Origin of the sequence: Serratia sp. UGAL515B_01, assembly GCF_033095805.1 — a bacterium.
GTDB lineage: Bacteria > Pseudomonadota > Gammaproteobacteria > Enterobacterales > Enterobacteriaceae > Chania.
Genome location: NZ_CP109901.1, coordinates 3004423 through 3020024, shown reverse-complemented (window position 1 = coordinate 3020024; position 15602 = coordinate 3004423). Strand labels below are relative to the sequence as shown.

The 15602-nt window shown below is 48.2% G+C and carries 15 protein-coding genes; 9 read left to right on the top strand and 6 right to left on the bottom strand.

Annotation, left to right across the window (positions count from 1 at the left end; genetic code table 11):
- Window positions 1-3 precede the first annotated feature (3 nt).
- Genes ispF through ftsB form a run of 3 tightly spaced genes read right to left on the bottom strand, consistent with a single transcriptional unit; the run spans window position 4 to window position 1518 of the window.
- On the bottom strand, window positions 4-477 hold the full coding sequence (gene ispF / locus OK023_RS13575) for a 2-C-methyl-D-erythritol 2,4-cyclodiphosphate synthase (RefSeq protein ID WP_317693242.1): 474 nt from the start codon (window positions 475-477) through the stop codon (window positions 4-6).
- A 9-nt stretch (window positions 478-486) separates the two neighbouring features.
- Window positions 487-1194, bottom strand: a complete 708-nt coding sequence (ispD, locus tag OK023_RS13570; protein WP_317693241.1) for a 2-C-methyl-D-erythritol 4-phosphate cytidylyltransferase — start codon at window positions 1192-1194, stop codon at window positions 487-489.
- Between the two features lie 3 nt (window positions 1195-1197).
- Window positions 1198-1518, bottom strand: a complete 321-nt coding sequence (ftsB, locus tag OK023_RS13565; RefSeq protein ID WP_317693240.1) for a cell division protein FtsB — start codon at window positions 1516-1518, stop codon at window positions 1198-1200.
- A gap of 334 nt (window positions 1519-1852) precedes the next feature.
- Here ftsB and OK023_RS13560 point away from each other — a divergent pair, with 334 nt between their 5' ends.
- From OK023_RS13560 to OK023_RS13540, 5 genes are all read left to right on the top strand, one after another.
- A complete protein-coding gene (locus OK023_RS13560) occupies window positions 1853-2767 on the top strand; it encodes a LysR family transcriptional regulator (RefSeq protein ID WP_317693239.1) in 915 nt (304 codons plus the stop codon).
- A 256-nt stretch (window positions 2768-3023) separates the two neighbouring features.
- Window positions 3024-3521, top strand: coding sequence for a TspO/MBR family protein (locus OK023_RS13555; protein WP_317693238.1), 498 nt, complete (start codon window positions 3024-3026; stop codon window positions 3519-3521).
- 347 nt (window positions 3522-3868) lie between these two features.
- Window positions 3869-4852, top strand: a complete 984-nt coding sequence (locus OK023_RS13550) for a glycosyltransferase family 9 protein (protein WP_317693237.1) — start codon at window positions 3869-3871, stop codon at window positions 4850-4852.
- Window positions 4853-5128: 276 nt separating this feature from the next.
- Entirely contained in the window at window positions 5129-6250 is a 1122-nt protein-coding gene (locus OK023_RS13545; RefSeq protein WP_317693236.1) for a cupin domain-containing protein, read from the top strand.
- 307 nt (window positions 6251-6557) lie between these two features.
- The gene (locus OK023_RS13540) at window positions 6558-7136 is read left to right on the top strand and encodes an ATP-dependent Clp protease proteolytic subunit (RefSeq protein ID WP_317693235.1); all 579 of its coding nucleotides are present in this window, start codon (window positions 6558-6560) and stop codon (window positions 7134-7136) included.
- Between the two features lie 250 nt (window positions 7137-7386).
- Here OK023_RS13540 and OK023_RS13535 read toward each other — a convergent pair whose 3' ends face one another.
- The 3 genes from OK023_RS13535 to OK023_RS13525 all read right to left on the bottom strand — a co-directional run bounded on the left by OK023_RS13535 (window position 7387) and on the right by OK023_RS13525 (window position 10621).
- Window positions 7387-8535 carry an NDP-sugar synthase gene (locus tag OK023_RS13535; protein WP_317693234.1) on the bottom strand — a complete coding sequence of 383 codons (1149 nt, stop codon included), beginning with the start codon at window positions 8533-8535 and terminating at the stop codon, window positions 7387-7389.
- A 19-nt stretch (window positions 8536-8554) separates the two neighbouring features.
- A complete protein-coding gene (locus tag OK023_RS13530; protein ID WP_317693233.1) occupies window positions 8555-8902 on the bottom strand; it encodes an STAS domain-containing protein in 348 nt (115 codons plus the stop codon).
- A 786-nt stretch (window positions 8903-9688) separates the two neighbouring features.
- Complete coding sequence (locus OK023_RS13525; protein WP_317693232.1) at window positions 9689-10621, bottom strand: LysR substrate-binding domain-containing protein; 933 nt, start codon at window positions 10619-10621, stop codon at window positions 9689-9691.
- Window positions 10622-11044: 423 nt separating this feature from the next.
- On the opposite strand from OK023_RS13525, the gene OK023_RS13520 reads away from it, so the two are divergent.
- Genes OK023_RS13520 through OK023_RS13505 form a run of 4 tightly spaced genes read left to right on the top strand, consistent with a single transcriptional unit; the run spans window position 11045 to window position 15507 of the window.
- Window positions 11045-11650 (top strand): ankyrin repeat domain-containing protein, encoded by a 606-nt coding sequence (locus OK023_RS13520; RefSeq protein WP_317693231.1) that lies wholly within the window; start codon window positions 11045-11047, stop codon window positions 11648-11650.
- A 59-nt stretch (window positions 11651-11709) separates the two neighbouring features.
- A complete protein-coding gene (locus OK023_RS13515) occupies window positions 11710-12564 on the top strand; it encodes a DUF2877 domain-containing protein (RefSeq protein WP_317693230.1) in 855 nt (284 codons plus the stop codon).
- Window positions 12542-14089, top strand: coding sequence for an acyl-CoA synthetase FdrA (gene fdrA / locus OK023_RS13510; protein WP_317693229.1), 1548 nt, complete (start codon window positions 12542-12544; stop codon window positions 14087-14089). The genes OK023_RS13515 and fdrA overlap by 23 nt, the downstream gene beginning before the upstream one ends.
- Entirely contained in the window at window positions 14089-15507 is a 1419-nt protein-coding gene (locus OK023_RS13505) for a DUF1116 domain-containing protein (RefSeq protein ID WP_317693228.1), read from the top strand. Before fdrA ends, OK023_RS13505 begins: the two co-directional genes overlap by 1 nt.
- The last annotated feature ends 95 nt before the right edge of the window (window positions 15508-15602 follow it).

The following is a 15602-nucleotide window of genomic DNA, read 5'->3' as shown; positions in this document are numbered from 1 at the left end:
CTGTTACTCCTTGATTAGCAAGGCTACTGCCTCACAGGCAATGCCTTCTCCACGCCCAGTGAAACCCAGTTGCTCGGTTGTGGTCGCTTTTACGTTAATATCATCCATGTGGCACTGCAGATCCTCTGCCAGGAAAATACGCATTTGAGGGATGTGCGGTGCCATTTTCGGCGCCTGAGCAATGATGGTGACATCCAGATTTCCCAGACGATAGCCCTTTGCCCGAATGCGTTTCCACGCTTCGCGTAATAACTCGCGGCTATCCGCTCCTTTGAATGCCGGATCGGTATCTGGGAAAAGTTTTCCTATGTCACCCAATGCCGCGGCACCGAGCAGGGCATCGGTAGCTGCATGAAGTGCGACGTCGCCATCAGAGTGTGCCAGCAAGCCTTTATCGAAAGGAATGCGAACACCACCGATCACCAGAGGCCCTTCGCCACCAAATTTATGTACGTCAAAACCGTGACCGATACGCATATGCGCTCCTTAATGATTCAACTGAGTTAAATAGAACGCCGCCAGTTTCAAGTCCTCTGGCCGCGTCACTTTAATGTTGTCCGAACGTCCGGCTACCAGCAGTGGATGATAGCCGCAATGTTCAAGCGCTGAAGCTTCATCGGTGACTGTCGCCCCTTCATCGAGTGCACGCTGCAGACAGCATTTCAGCAACGCGAGTGGAAAAAGCTGTGGTGTCAGTGCATGCCACAGATCCTGGCGTTCAACGGTGTGTGAGATGGCACTTTGGCAGGCTTCTGAACGCTTCATAGTATCACGCACCGGCGCAGCAAGAATGCCTCCGACTACACTGTGATCGGTGATCGCCAATAAACGTTCCAGGTCGTCAGCATGCAGGCAGGGGCGTGCTGCGTCATGGACCAGTACCCATTCGGCATTGCCTGCCAGTTTTAGTCCGGCCATGACAGAGTGTGCGCGTTGATTTCCCCCCACGGTAACGGTCACACGTGGATCTTGTGCGATAGGCAATGACTGAAAATGATGATCTTCGGGGCTAATAGCAACGATCGCTTGGGTAATACGCGGATGGCGCAGCAAAGCGTGGATCGCGTACTCGAGGATAGTTTGATGTCCGATAGTTAAATACTGTTTTGGGCAATCAGCCTGCATGCGGCTGCCTATACCGGCAGCGGGCAAGACGGCAATCACCTGGGGCAAGGAGTCTACTGAATGTTTCATGCGTTATTTTTTTAGGTTATTTTGCGATGGGGACGCACTGTTACGTCTGGATTGTTCAGGAACCAGGCGATAGAAAGTTTCACCGGGCTTAATCATTCCCAGCTCATCACGTGCGCGTTCTTCTATCGCTTCCAAGCCGTCATTCAAGTCATCGATCTCGGCAAACAGTTGGTCGTTACGCGCTTTTAGTTTGGCATTATTGCTCTGTTGAGCCACTACGTCTTCATGGACTCGCACATAATCGTGAACGCCATTTTTCCCCAACCACAGTGAGTACTGCAACCAGCCGAGCAATATCAGCAATAGCAGCGTAAGTTTTCGCATCTCCGCCCCCTAAAAAGCTGGCTAATCATCCCACAACTTTCCGTTGGACTCCACACTGGGAGCGGCTTTTAACCACCAGATGTATAGCAAAATAAGAACTTACTGAGTTTAGCTCCTGATTTTCAAACGAGTGAGGCAGAAATAGTCTCTTTTGAGCTGCAAAAATCACCCGTTTCCTCCACTTATCAGCAATGTTATACAGCAAAAATAACCAAGGAGTGGCTATACATTGCTCTGTGCTCAAATCGCTACCTGCAGCGTTCAGTTGGAACTAAGCTTAGATGACTTGTTATAATTCAAAAAATAAAAATATTTCATTCAAGGCATTAAAAAAATGAATATTTCTAACAAAGATTTTAACCTGTTGCTGTTTTTTCATGTGTTGTACCAGGAACGTAATGCCTCTCAAGCTGCGGTTCGGATGTCACTTAGCCAACCCGCGATGAGTCACAAGCTCAGTAAATTACGTCATGAGTTCGGCGATCCTCTATTTGTCAGAGCCGCTCGTGGGTTGACCCCCACGCCACGAGCGCATCAGCTTGCGACTCAGGTTCAAAAACTGGTTGAAGATATCGAGACCTTCTACGAGCAGTGTGAAGGACAGGATTTTCTTACGCGCCCGGAGCGCATACATATTTACACTACCGACTATATGGAACAGATCCTGCTGCCGGGTTTATTACCGATACTGCGCCATGAGGCACCCAATCTAGTGTTGATAACCCATAACACACGTGGATTGCTGCCGCGCGAAGAACTTGAAAAAGGGACGTGTGACCTGGCTATTGCGGGTTTTTATGACCAATTACCGGACACCTTTCATCAACAGCGCCTTCTGAGTGAGGATTTTGTGGTATTGGCTGCGATAGGAAATCCTCTGCTGAAAGGAGGATTGGATCTGGATACCTATCTCACTTGCGACCATGTTTTGACAACATTGACTGGCGATTTGAACGGACGCGTTGATCGCGAACTTCAGCGCCAGGGGCTGGTACGTAAAGTGGTTGCAGGGCTGTCTAGCTTTCTTGCGCCAAGCCGTCTAATCAGAGGCAGTGATTTGCTGTTGACTTGTTTGCGTTCAGTCGGGGAGGACGCTATTGCCCGCGATCCTGAGCTATGTCTTTACCCATTACCACTCTCCTTACCGCATATCGACATGATGCAGATCTGGCATGAACGCACGCATAATGATCGTTTACGCCGCTGGTTACGCCTAAAAATTCAGCAGCACACGCAGGCGATGTTTTAAAAATCGTATCGCTATGCTTATATGTTCATTGGCATCCAATCCGCAGTGGTGTTGGTTACGTTACTCTGTCTGTCCGTAGGCTTCGCCCTTCGGGGCCGCTGCAAGCAGCATTTAAATCTGCTCCGGCAGATTTGTCGGTTACCCTTGAGTAAGCTACTCGGGTTTCGTTCCGTTGCCGCCTAGCCGCAATTTGAATGAACTTGGGTATAAAGCATGTTTGAGACTTCATTTAATAAGGCAATTAGGAATTGTTCATATGACCCATGCAGTAAAAAATGCCAGCAAACGGTCGGCTGATTTTCTTATGCTGGTCTATTTTTTGGTTGTGGTGATCGGGGTAGGGTTTGTGCTTGGTTTTTTAACTGGGCCTGACGCATGGTATGCCAATTTGGTCAAACCGTCCTTCAATCCGCCTAATGCCGTGTTTGCTCCTGTCTGGACGATACTCTATATCATGATTGCGGTTGCTGGCTGGTTGATCTGGCGAGTGGCACCAAGAAGCATCGCCATGGGGATATGGGCGCTGCAAATGGCACTGAACTGGTTATGGTCCCCGGTGTTTTTTGTGGCGCATCAACCAGGAACGGCGTTGGTGATTATCACGCTATTGTTGGTCACCGTACTACTTTTCATCATTCAGGCGCAGAAGTTCGACAAGATAGCTTCACGGCTGTTTATTCCTTATGCCGTTTGGATTGGATTCGCCACGATACTGAATGCGGCGATTTTTTGGCTCAACCAGCCAATGTCTTAATTGCCCATAGGCTCCTTTCTGGGCTGGATCATTTGAGCGCATGAGTGCTTTGTCCAGTGCTTGTTTGGTCCATATGATCGCGCAGTGGATGCATTCGCCGTGCGCAAATGGCCGCCAGCAGTGCTCGCTGGCAATTAAAGGACACATATCTAATGTGCAGTCAAAGAATACCACCTGGCTGTAATATGCTTGGTCTCTCAAGATCAGAAAAATTCACCAGTGGTTCTCAGACTGTTTATATCACTGTGCTTTGCCGGCAAAAAGACCTTTGTTTTTCATCCACTACCCAAAAACAATCAACTCATGAATAATAGCGTAGACATTCTTCTTTAAAGAGTCCGATTCAAATGTTACGTATCTTGGTTGTCCGGATTGATTTTCTTGGCGATATGGTCTGTACCACCGCCTTTATCCATGCTCTTAAGCAACGTTGGCCTGAGGCTGAAATCCACGTGTTGGCTAACAAATACAACATGTCTGTACTCGCTCATAATCCAGATATCACAACCGTACACACTTATGTTTACAGTAAGCAGTGTGAACGCAACCAACGTCCCGGACGACTTAATGCACTCATCGACCGTATTGCTCTGATTTGGCGTTTGAGAGGATTACATTTCGATATGGCTATTATTCCCAATGGTGGGATGAATAAAAATAGCATCCAGTTTATCCGGCAACTGAATATTGCAGATTCTCGTTGGCACAATGAGCAGAGCGAATTTGACGATCGGGTGGCTTCACATGTTGCCAACCGGCCAATAAAACACGAAGCTTTGTCAGGTTTTTCTCTGATGCCTGAACTGGCCTCAGTAGATCCGAGTTCATTACGGTTGCATGTATACCCCTCGCTACCGTTACAGCATAAATGGTGTGAATGGTTTGGCGAAAAGAGTAAACCTCGCGTAGGCCTGTTTATTTCTAATAAATCCGCCGATCGTCGTTGGGATTGGCAAAAATGGCTAGACACGATGAAAGCTCTTCAAGAGAAAGCCGAGCTGTACATCTTCCATGATCCTGCAGAAAAACCAACCGAGGAACAATTAGCCCATCTTCCTGTCCGTTGTCTTTCTACGCCAACGGTTAACGACCTCATTGCGGCAATGAGCCAGTTGGATTTGGTCATATCGGCAGATAGCGCACCTGTTCATCTAGGTGCTGCCTTGCGCATTCCGACGGTGGCGTTATTTGAAAACCGTCCAGAAAAATATTTGCGCTGGTATCCGCTGGGCGTACCTCACATCTTATTGCATGAAGGTACTCAAGTGGCTGATATAAAATCTCAATCTGTTATCGACGCGGCTACGCACCTATTAGACTGTGTCGCTTAATTGCCGATGATGCCTGCTATCACAGCCCCAAAAACCGCAGGGTGGAAGGCGTGCACCTTGTTCAAACCCGACAACGGCGATGTCAGGTTTTTAGGGGCACTTCTTGCTTTGTGCTCAAACGATCGCCTGCGAATGGCGCAAAAATAAAACCCATTCCATCGGGATGTGAACCACTAATCCGTAACTGTGCAAACAAACTTTTGACCAATGACAAGGCGGTGTGGGCGTTAGCCTACCTATAATCAAGCCCATTTATCTTCTCAATGGTGTGAAAGTATGTCTTATCGACTTGACCTTAATTGGCCTGAATTTTTAGAAAGATACTGGCAAAAGCGTCCCGTTATTTTAAAGAATGCTTTCCCTGATTTCGTCGATCCTATCACACCGGACGAATTGGCGGGGCTGGCAATGGAAGCCGAGGTGGATAGCCGTCTGGTAAGCCAGAGAAATGGTCAGTGGCATGCCAGCAATGGGCCGTTTGAGCATTTTGATAATCTGGGGGAAACAGGGTGGTCGCTGCTCGCCCAGGCTGTTAACCATTGGCACACTCCCTCTGCTGCGCTGGTGCGCCCATTTCGAGTGCTGCCAGATTGGCGTCTGGATGACCTAATGGTCTCTTTTTCCGTCCCTGGTGGGGGAGTGGGGCCACATATTGATCAATACGATGTGTTCATCATACAGGGAATGGGGCGTCGCCGTTGGCGCGTTGGAGACAAACTGCCGCTCAAGCAGTTTTGCCCACATCCTGCGTTGTTACACGTTGAACCGTTTACACCGATCATTGATGAAGACCTTGAACCGGGTGATATTTTATATATCCCACCGGGGTTTCCACACGACGGTTTGACTCACGAAACTGCGCTTAACTACTCTGTAGGTTTCCGTGGGCCTAATAGTAGGGACTTGATCAGTAGCTTCGCTGACTATGTGTTGGAAAACGATCTCGGTAGTGAGCATTATAGCGATGCCGATCTTACCTGTCGCGAACATCCGGGGCGAGTTGAAGATGATGAGCTCGAGCGTTTACGTACGATGATGATCGACATGATTAATCAGCCAGAGGATTTTAAAAATTGGCTTGGTTGCTTTGTCACAACACCGCGCCACGAGTTAGACATTGCCCCAGTGCGCCCCCCTTTTGAACAGCACGAGATTGCCGATGCTTTGATGAATGGCGAAGTGCTGACACGGCTGAATGGTCTGAAAGTGCTGCAAGTTGGTGGTGGCTTTTTCATCAATAGCGAACGGTTGGAAATTCACGATCCTGTAGCGGCGGATTGCCTGTGTCGTTATGCTGTTATCGGTAAAAAAGAGTTGGGCAATGCATGCCAAAATCCACGGTTTATTGCTGAGTTAACCACGTTGGTCAATCAAGGCTATTGGTTCTTCGACGAATAATCATGCGGTCAAGCGTTGTCTGTGAAGTCTGCTATCCTTGAGCGACATGAATCCAATCTCTATTGAGTTCGATTCAATTTTATTGTCTCCGTTTTATACCCGGGTTCATTCAAGTTGCAGGCAGATGGCCAGTGTGTCAGTCCTCAGAAACCAGCTACAGGGGGCAACCTGCCGAGGGAGGGCATGATGCTAGCTGCGGCCTTTCGGGAGGCGTCCCTCGGATGGGGCGAGTAACCTTAGCCGACACCGCAGTTGTTTGAATGGCGAGGGTATATGGCGGATTTGCACTGACTAGCTGAGGTATAAAATGGAAGAAAAAACGGAAACAAGTTCTCCTCAACGGGATGCCTTTCTGGATGAGAAAACGTTCAAGTCCCGCACGGTCCTGCTATTTGGGCAAATAAACGATACCGTGGCGTACAACGTCGTCAAACAACTGGTAGCATTGTCCGACGAGTCGTCTGCGCCGATCAACTTCTTGATTTGTTCACCCGGTGGCCACGTGGAATCCGGTGATGTGATCCACGATGTTGTCCGCTTTATTGAAGCGCCGGTTAATATGATAGGCAGTGGTTGGGTGGGGAGCGCGGCTGTTAACGTGTTCCTTTCTGTACCCAAGGAGCGCCGATTCTGCTTACAGAATACGCGTTTTCTGATCCATCAGCCTAGTGGTGGTATCCGTGGTCAAGCTACCGATGTGGCGATCCAGGCACGAGAAATCATCCGTGTTCGTGAAAGAATAGGGACCTTGATTGCCAAAGAAACCGGACAAAAACTGGAGAAAGTGATGAAGGATATTGACCGCGATTTCTGGATGCCGGTCGCTGAAGCGATCGATTACGGTCTGGTATCAAAATCCGTAGTGAGCAGTAAAGATATTGCCTAAACGATATTCTGGGTTGCTTGAGTGCTAAGGAACGGCCTAGAGAAGGAGAGGGCAAAATAAGCGGCAATACGCTCACACTCACCATACTTTAATTAAGTTGTATGTGTGTCGGCTTTCTCGCTTACCCCAGTCGCTTACTTGAGTAAGCGACTGGGGATTCACTGCGTTGCCGTCTCCAATGCAACTTGAATGATTTAGAGCATGTATGCTCCAACAATCTTGTGTTCTTGAGGCAGTTAAGAGCTTTTTATCAGGAGAGAAATTCATTAAACAATGATTTCTCGGCGGCAATAATGTCTTTACGCCGTTTATCATCAATCAACCAGTTCAAACCTGCTTCCGATAAATCGATCGCTGTCCCATCTGGTGAAATCACCTTACCAGCAAAAATCATTTGCTGGTTTAAATTCGCAATACCACCGACACGGGTATAATCAGCAATAAAACTCTGTTCTACAACGGCCCCTTCTTCCAACAGACACCCAGCACCGATAATCGAAGGCCCTCTAATGGTCACTCCGGGTTGTATTTCGGTACTGCTACCAATATACACCGGGCCTTCAATATCCAGGTTGGCGAAGTCAGCTTTAACGTTTAAACCACACCAGATTTGCGGCGCAATCTGGATCCCCGGCATGGGGTAGTCAGGTAACTCCCGATTAAGGATCATACGGTTTACATGCCAGAAATCCTGCAGAGAGCCAATATCAACCCATTGGAAAGGCAGAGCAATACCATAGAAAGGAACGCCTGCTTCTGCCAGTTTAGGGAATAACTGGCTACCAATGTCATATTCAACACCGTCAGGAATATAATTAAAGATCTCAGGTTCAAAAACATAGATACCGGTATTAGCATTGTTAGACAATGCCTCTGCCGTGTTCGGTTTTTCCTGGAACTTACTGACCCTGCCTTGTTCATCGGTGACGACAATGCCGTACTTACTGACCTGATCCTGTGGAACCGGGCGCATAATCAGGGTCGCGACACTTTTTCTTGCCCGGTGGAAAGCCAGTACCTGATCGAAATCGACATCAATCAGTGCATCGCCACACACGACGACGAAGGTATCATCAAAAAAGCCCGAAAAATTTTGGATATGCTTCATTCCACCTGCTGAACCTAGTACGTTGTCGACGAAGGTATTACCTTCCATCACACCTTCGTAGGAGTATCCCATTTCTACTCCCCAGGCATGGCCATCACGGAAATAGTCTTCGATATCGGCGGAAAGATAGCTGGTATTCACCATTAACTGATTAAAACCATACTTTCTTAAATGCTCAATGATCGACTCCATAATAGGTTTGCGAATTAATGGGATCATTGGCTTTGGCACAATCGTGGTCAATGGTCTGGCTCTGGTTCCTTTTCCTGCTGCAAGGATCATGGCTTTCATAATTAATATACCTTATTAATCAAATTGATACTGAGCGCATTTGTTGTAGTGTCGAATTTTGATCCACGCCGATAGTAAATATTTTATCCATCCTGGTTAACTTGAACATGCTCTGGATATTGTTGTTGAGTGAGCATACTGCGAGTTCACCTTTTCCGTGCAAGGTTTTCAAAACAGAAACCAGGGCCCCTAAACAGCTGCTGTCAATAAATTCTACCTGGCTAAAATCCAGTAAAATATTGTGAGTGCCCTGAGAAATGACGGTTTGCATATGTTCTTTAAATGAAGAAGAGACCGAAGCATCCAACCGTCTGTTCAACGGTTTTACAACCAAAACATTGCCAATTGAGTGAGTTTCAAAGTTCATTATTTCATCCTTACAATGCCGTTTGGAGGAGAGCCGATATGTCTATCACCATTCAAGCTGCGTGGTTTGGCCATCCGTGAGCCTCTCCCCTTCTGGGCCACTGCCAGCTGCGTATAAATCAATTAGAAGTCACATCTTGGTGATTTCCCCTTCGGGCTGCCGTTTTGCAGCATTCAAATCAGTTCCCGACAGATTTATCGTGCAGTTGCCGCCTACCTGCAACTTGAATGAACTTGGGTATATGTCAAGCACTCCGGTAAAAAATAGCCTAGGCAGCCTCCCGCCATGTCATATGAGCGTGAAACCCGAATCGGCCTGTTTCTCTTAATGGTGACGAGAATTCGGAATGCAGGAAAGCGACAAAAAACATGGCTTTTGAGACGCCTTCTTCTGTGTTGGCAAGGCGGCGTTGTTACGTTGTTTGCCACTTACTTGTTACGTCTTGCCTTGTGATAAATGAGCATCAGTGACGCCTACGCTTAATTAAGGGCCCCCTGATTAGGGACGATTCCAGGTACGGAGAAGATCTGCCATCCCTGAGTTTCTCGACATCGGCAAACATGACGCTCTTGGCTGTCAATGACGGTATTAAGCGTAGCACAGAGTTTTAACCTTTCAATTTGACTTAGGCTGTGTATACGAAGGTCGCTAGCGACCATTTGAGTGCAGTACAAGGCGTGAAGCATGGGGATAGAAATGGCATGATTGGCTATTAAGGAACACAAACCCTATGCGCGCAACATGCTCTGTTTCCCCTGAACCAACGCGCTTTATTGGCAGGCAGCGCTATTCGTTCCGGTACAGTAGATCCGCGTAAATCCCACTCAATAAGCCGCCTGGCACGAACTCTTTTTTAATCCACTGAGTAACCTGCCCGGTTGCTGCGTGCTGCGTAGCCAGTAACATGCGAGAATCCTGACGCGGGTTATGAATGGTACGTATGATCAGAAAACCTTCAGCTACTGCTTCGCGCGCCATATACTCTGGCAGAAAACCAATTCCCTCCCCCAAGATCTGGCATTGGCACTTAGTATTAAAATCTGGAACCAGTATTGCTTCTTGCCCATGCAACAGCCAACCTACTTTCTTGTTAATAGTATGAGCTGTGTCTTCCACCATAATGTTCGGATAGAGCCGTAATTGGCTTTCGGATATGGGTTCCGGCATCAATGCCAGTGGGTGATCGGGCGCAATAGCAAACACCCAACGGATAGCGCCAATCTCCGTGTAATCTATGCCGCCACCGTCCAACAGCGTGTCTGGTGCTCCAATCGCAATGTTGGCTTGGTTGTTAATGATAGAGTCCCATACACCGTTATAAACCTCGGTCGTCACCGTGATATGGCAGGTGGGAAATTGTTTCTTCAACACCTGTAGCAGTCGGGCGGTATGGCGTGGGGTATAAAGCAACTGGTTTATGCAGATGCGTACTCGTGCCTCAATGCCTTGGGCGATGGTATCGATACCGCGCTTGATGGCATGAAAGTCGTTAAGTAGATCTGTGGCCTTACGATAGAAGTAAAAACCGGACTCGGTAAGCTCAATATTTCGAGTATTGCGGGAGAACAGCACCACATCCAATCCGGTTTCCATGCGTTTGATAGTATAGCTGATCGCTGAGGTTGTCAGGCCCAACTCTTCAGCAGCTTTGCTAAAACTGCTAAAACGCGCTGCGGTTGTAAAGGCCAGCAGATTTTCTTCGGTAAAAATAGAGTTCATATGCAGGGGGATCCGAAGCGAGCCCCTTTATATGTTGATGCGCCAGAGGAGGGGACAATACCCTCTGCCGTATTGTTGAATGTATTTGTAATTCTTGTAATGAGCAACCAGTATTGAATGAATTTTAACACTAAGCTTACAACTGATTTGAGGAACATCACATTTCTGATTTTTTATTGCAAGCCAGATGTGGCCTGAAGTAAATGCGGGTTCGCTGAGAAGATCTTTATCGCTTAAAAAGAGCGAAAATAGGGGGAGGAACACTGCGCCGTCGCACATTTTGCTTTAATTATTGAAAACTATTCAATAATGTGTCCTTTTGCGATGAATGATTTTTAAACGGATGTTTTTCTATCGCGTCTGTTGCTATTCTGGCAATCAATAAAATACAGCAAAGCCCACTAGCAAAGAGAGAGCCAGAATATGTCAGAAAACGAATTGGTGAGCGAGTTTCTTTCCGCTGCTGAAAAAGGCGATGCCGATGCACTAAAAAAATGTTTGGTCAGAGGCGTCGATATTAATACCACCAATCGGCAGGGCCGAACGGCAATAACGCTTGCTAGCCTGAATAAACACTATAATTGCGTGAGCTTATTGATTTCTGCCGGTGCAGATATTGATAAACAAGATCAGACCTGCTTTAACCCGTTCCTATTGAGCTGCCTTAATAATGATTTAACGCTATTACGTCTGGTATTGCCGGCGAATCCTGATTTGGAACGTCTAACACGTTTCGGCGGTGTGGGTATTACGCCAGCCAGTGAAAAAGGCCACGTTGAAATTGTGCGTGAATTATTATTACGCACCGATATTAACGTTAATCATACCAATTTTGTCGGTTGGACGCCTTTGTTAGAAGCCATTGTGCTTAATGACGGCGGTGCCAGACAGCAGGAAATTGTCAAATTGCTGCTCGAACATGGTGCTAATCCTCATATGACTGACAAATACGGTAAATCACCGCTAACGCTGGCACGTGAGAAAGACTATCACGAAATTGCTGAACTGCTGATAGCTGCAGGCGCATAAAAAGGAGAAATGCCATCGCACAGCCATTACGGCGGTGCATTAAAGCGCTTTCGGCTGATATGGCCTTCCCTCGTCAAAGGTTAGTCGGGCATGTCGAACAGGTTTTTGATAGAGCGGTAAACCTGTTCGTCCCAGAACAGAAAATGCTCTACGCATTACTCAGCGATGGGTATGATAATGCACCAAATAGTTGCCGAATAGCGCTTAAGCACTGCGAAAAAGTATTTAGCCCTGGTGAACCGGTTCAGTTTTTAACGGACGGTATTGAGATTGGCCAGAATAAATGGATAGATCTCTCCCGTTGCCATTTGTGGCAATGTTCGGAGAAATATTTATTTGAAGAGAGTATAACTCATATTAATTGGTTTAAATGGAGTCAATGGATTAATCAGCATGCATTATCTGGTAATTCGCTTTTTGATTACCTCGGTGACAATATCTTTTATCAAGAAATGGCTCGGTTATTACAGAGTAACCGCTGTGCTTTATTGAAAGCAATAAGCCGGAATGAAAATATTGATAAGGAAATAAACGCTCTGATTGGATTGGGTATTGGTTTAACCCCTTCCGGTGACGATTATCTGGTAGGGTTATGCAGTATATTGATGCTGTCAGGCAATCCTCTACGAAAATATCGTGAAATTTTTCTCACTGCATTGAATAAAGCGAAAGAGAAAACGACGCTGCTGAGTGCAATTACGCTAGAGGAGGCAATCAATCAGCGTTATCGGCAGGTTATTGGGGAATTGATAGAAAAAATTGTACAAGACGATAGTGACTTAATTATTCATACCATTAACGAGATAAAGAAAGTCGGCTCAAGTTCAGGATGCGACATGCTATTTGGCATGGCGGATGCCTGCCTGTTGACCGCATATTTTGGAGAACATAATGCCAATCAGGATCATTGTTAAAAAGAACACTTGGTTTGATTCCGTTTCGCTGATGTCGATTTCGACCAAAGCAAATAAACTGGCAGGGGTTGAACAGGCGTTTGTGGCTATGGCCACGGAAATGAACAAAAGCGTGTTGCAGAACTTGGGGTTATTGACGCCAGAGCTGGAGGCGGCCAAAAACGGCGACCTGATGATTGTGATTAAGGGCGCCAGCGACGAAGCCAACGACGCTACGCTGCAGGCCATTGAAGCCTTGTTTACTAACAAAGATAAAGGCGCTCGGCACGAAGCGCGTTATGCCACTGTTGCCAGCGCAAAAGCCAATATTCCAGAGAGCAATCTTGCAGTTATTTCAGTTAATGGCCTCTACGCAGCGCGCGAAGCGCGTCAGGCGTTGGAAAACAATCTAAACGTGATGCTGTTTTCCGATAATGTCTCTATTGACGATGAGCTGGCATTGAAACAGTTGGCGCATGAAAAAGGGTTGCTGATGATGGGGCCCGACTGCGGTACTGCCATCATCAATGGCGCGGCCCTCTGTTTTGGTAACGCGGTGCGCCGTGGCAACATTGGCATCATCGGCGCATCTGGAACAGGGAGCCAGGAACTGAGCGTGCGCATCCATGAGTTTGGCGGTGGTATTTCACAACTGATTGGCACCGGTGGGCGCGATCTTAGTGAAAAGATCGGTGGCCTGATGATGCTTGATGCGCTGAAAATGCTGGAGGACGATAGCCAAACTGAAGTCATCGTGTTGGTATCAAAACCACCCGCGTCGGCGGTGGCACACAAGGTGCTTGAACGTGCTCGTGCATGCCGTAAACCGGTGGTGGTCTGCTTCCTTGGGCGTAATGCACCACCGGCTGATGAGCAAGGATTACAGTTTGCCCGTGCCACCAAAGAGGCGGCATTAAAAGCCGTGTTACTCACCGGTATCAAACAAGAGTCCCTCGATCTTCATCCTCTCAATTGGCCGCTGATTGAAGAAGTGCGTGCACGTTTGACACCACAGCAAAAATACATTCGCGGTCTATTCTGCGGCGGTACGCTGTGTGATGAAGCGATGTTTGCGGCTTTGGAGAAATACAGCGATGTTTACAGCAATATTCAACCCGACCCGTCCAAACGCTTAAAAGATCTCAACCAGAGCATAGCGCATACTTTTCTCGACTTTGGTGACGATGACTTCACCAATGGTAAACCGCATCCAATGATCGACCCAACCAACCGTATCAGTCGTTTATTACAGGAGGCGCGTGATCCTGAGGTTGGTGTGATAGTGATGGATTTTGTGCTTGGTTTTGGTGCGCATGAAGATCCTGTGGGCGTAATGATTGAAGCAATCAAAGAAGCCAAGGCGATTGCCGCACGCGAGAAACGGCCACTGGAGATCCTTGGCTATGTGCTGGGGACCGATCTTGATACGCCATCACTGCAGCAACAGTGCCAGATGCTCACGGACGCGGGCGTCATTTGGGCAAGTAGCAGCACCAATACCGGATTACTGGCGCGTGAATTTGTCTGCAAAGGGGAGAAAGCCTGATGAGCCATTCATTCTTTAACCAACCACTGAATGTGATCAATGTGGGTATTGCCATGTTCAGTGATGACCTTAAAAAACAGCATATCCCGGTCACTCATCTTGACTGGACGCCGCCAGGGCAGGGCAATATGGCAGTCGTTGAGGCTCTTGACCAGATAGCGTCTCCGGCATTTGCTGACAAGATTGCGGCAGCGAATAAACTGGCGCTGGAGCGCATTATCAAGTCACATCCGGTTCTGGTGGGTTACGATCAGGCTATTAATGTGGTACCGGGTATGACCCGCAAGACCATTCTTCACGCTGGCCCACCGATTAGTTGGGAAAAAATGTGTGGGGCGATGAAAGGGGCGGTAACCGGTGCGCTGGTGTTCGAGGGATTGGCTGCCAACCTCGATGAGGCGGCTGAACTGGCGGCTTCCGGTGAAATCACCTTCTCCCCCTGCCATGAGCATGACTGTGTCGGCTCAATGGCTGGCGTGACCTCTGCGTCAATGTTTATGCACATCGTAGAAAACAAAACCTACGGCAACCGTGCCTATACCAACATGAGTGAGCAGATGGCGAAGATCTTGCGTATGGGAGCTAATGACCAGAGCGTTATTGACCGCCTGAACTGGATGCGTGATGTGCAGGGCCCGATGTTGCGTGATGCCATGAAATTGGCGGGTGAGATCGACCTGCGGCTGATGCTGGCGCAGGCGCTTCACATGGGCGACGAGTGCCACAACCGCAATAACGCAGGCACCACCCTGCTGATCCAGGCACTGACGCCGTGGATCATCCAGGCCGGTTACTCGGTGGAACAGCAGCGTGAGGTCTTCGATTTTGTTGCCAGCAGTGATTACTTCTCCGGCCCTACCTGGATGGCGATGTGCAAGGCGGCAATGGATGCTGCACACGGTATTGAATACAGTACGGTGGTGACAACCATGGCGCGCAATGGCGTCGAGTTTGGTCTGCGCGTCAGTGGACTACCGGGGCAGTGGTTTACCGGCCCGGCGCAACAGGTTATCGGGCCGATGTTTGCTGGTTATAAAGAGGAAGACTCTGGGTTGGATATCGGCGACAGCGCGATTACTGAAACCTATGGGATTGGCGGTTTTGCTATGGCGACGGCCCCGGCCATTGTTGCGCTGGTAGGGGGGACCGTCGAAGAGGCGATCGATTTCTCCCGTCAGATGCGGGAAATCACCCTTGGCGAAAACCCTAATGTCACCATTCCTTTACTGTCCTTTATGGGCGTCCCAACGGCTATCGATATTACCAAAGTGGGCAGCAGCGGCATCCTGCCGGTGATTAACACCGCGATAGCCCATAAGGATGCTGGGATAGGTATGATCGGTGCCGGGATTGTTCATCCGCCGTTTGCTTGTTTTGAGAAGGCGCTACTGACTTATCGCGATCGCTACTGCCAATAACAAGATACTGGGCTAACTTCGCGTTAGCCCCACAGTAGCAAAGCCTGAGCATTGTTCACCTGCAGGACCGATGACGATCTCTGGATCGTAAGGCG

What these genes read in the sequence shown, in the direction of transcription:
- ispF (WP_317693242.1), bottom strand. Translation starts at nt 477, where the DNA reads ATGCGTATCGGTCACGGTTTTGACGTACATAAATTTGGTGGCGAAGGG.
- ispD (WP_317693241.1), bottom strand. Translation starts at nt 1,194, where the DNA reads ATGAAACATTCAGTAGACTCCTTGCCCCAGGTGATTGCCGTCTTGCCC.
- ftsB (WP_317693240.1), bottom strand. Translation starts at nt 1,518, where the DNA reads ATGCGAAAACTTACGCTGCTATTGCTGATATTGCTCGGCTGGTTGCAG.
- OK023_RS13560 (WP_317693239.1), top strand. Translation starts at nt 1,853, where the DNA reads ATGAATATTTCTAACAAAGATTTTAACCTGTTGCTGTTTTTTCATGTG.
- OK023_RS13555 (WP_317693238.1), top strand. Translation starts at nt 3,024, where the DNA reads ATGACCCATGCAGTAAAAAATGCCAGCAAACGGTCGGCTGATTTTCTT.
- OK023_RS13550 (WP_317693237.1), top strand. Translation starts at nt 3,869, where the DNA reads ATGTTACGTATCTTGGTTGTCCGGATTGATTTTCTTGGCGATATGGTC.
- OK023_RS13545 (WP_317693236.1), top strand. Translation starts at nt 5,129, where the DNA reads ATGTCTTATCGACTTGACCTTAATTGGCCTGAATTTTTAGAAAGATAC.
- OK023_RS13540 (WP_317693235.1), top strand. Translation starts at nt 6,558, where the DNA reads ATGGAAGAAAAAACGGAAACAAGTTCTCCTCAACGGGATGCCTTTCTG.
- OK023_RS13535 (WP_317693234.1), bottom strand. Translation starts at nt 8,535, where the DNA reads ATGAAAGCCATGATCCTTGCAGCAGGAAAAGGAACCAGAGCCAGACCA.
- OK023_RS13530 (WP_317693233.1), bottom strand. Translation starts at nt 8,902, where the DNA reads ATGAACTTTGAAACTCACTCAATTGGCAATGTTTTGGTTGTAAAACCG.
- OK023_RS13525 (WP_317693232.1), bottom strand. Translation starts at nt 10,621, where the DNA reads ATGAACTCTATTTTTACCGAAGAAAATCTGCTGGCCTTTACAACCGCA.
- OK023_RS13520 (WP_317693231.1), top strand. Translation starts at nt 11,045, where the DNA reads ATGTCAGAAAACGAATTGGTGAGCGAGTTTCTTTCCGCTGCTGAAAAA.
- OK023_RS13515 (WP_317693230.1), top strand. Translation starts at nt 11,710, where the DNA reads ATGGCCTTCCCTCGTCAAAGGTTAGTCGGGCATGTCGAACAGGTTTTT.
- fdrA (WP_317693229.1), top strand. Translation starts at nt 12,542, where the DNA reads ATGCCAATCAGGATCATTGTTAAAAAGAACACTTGGTTTGATTCCGTT.
- OK023_RS13505 (WP_317693228.1), top strand. Translation starts at nt 14,089, where the DNA reads ATGAGCCATTCATTCTTTAACCAACCACTGAATGTGATCAATGTGGGT.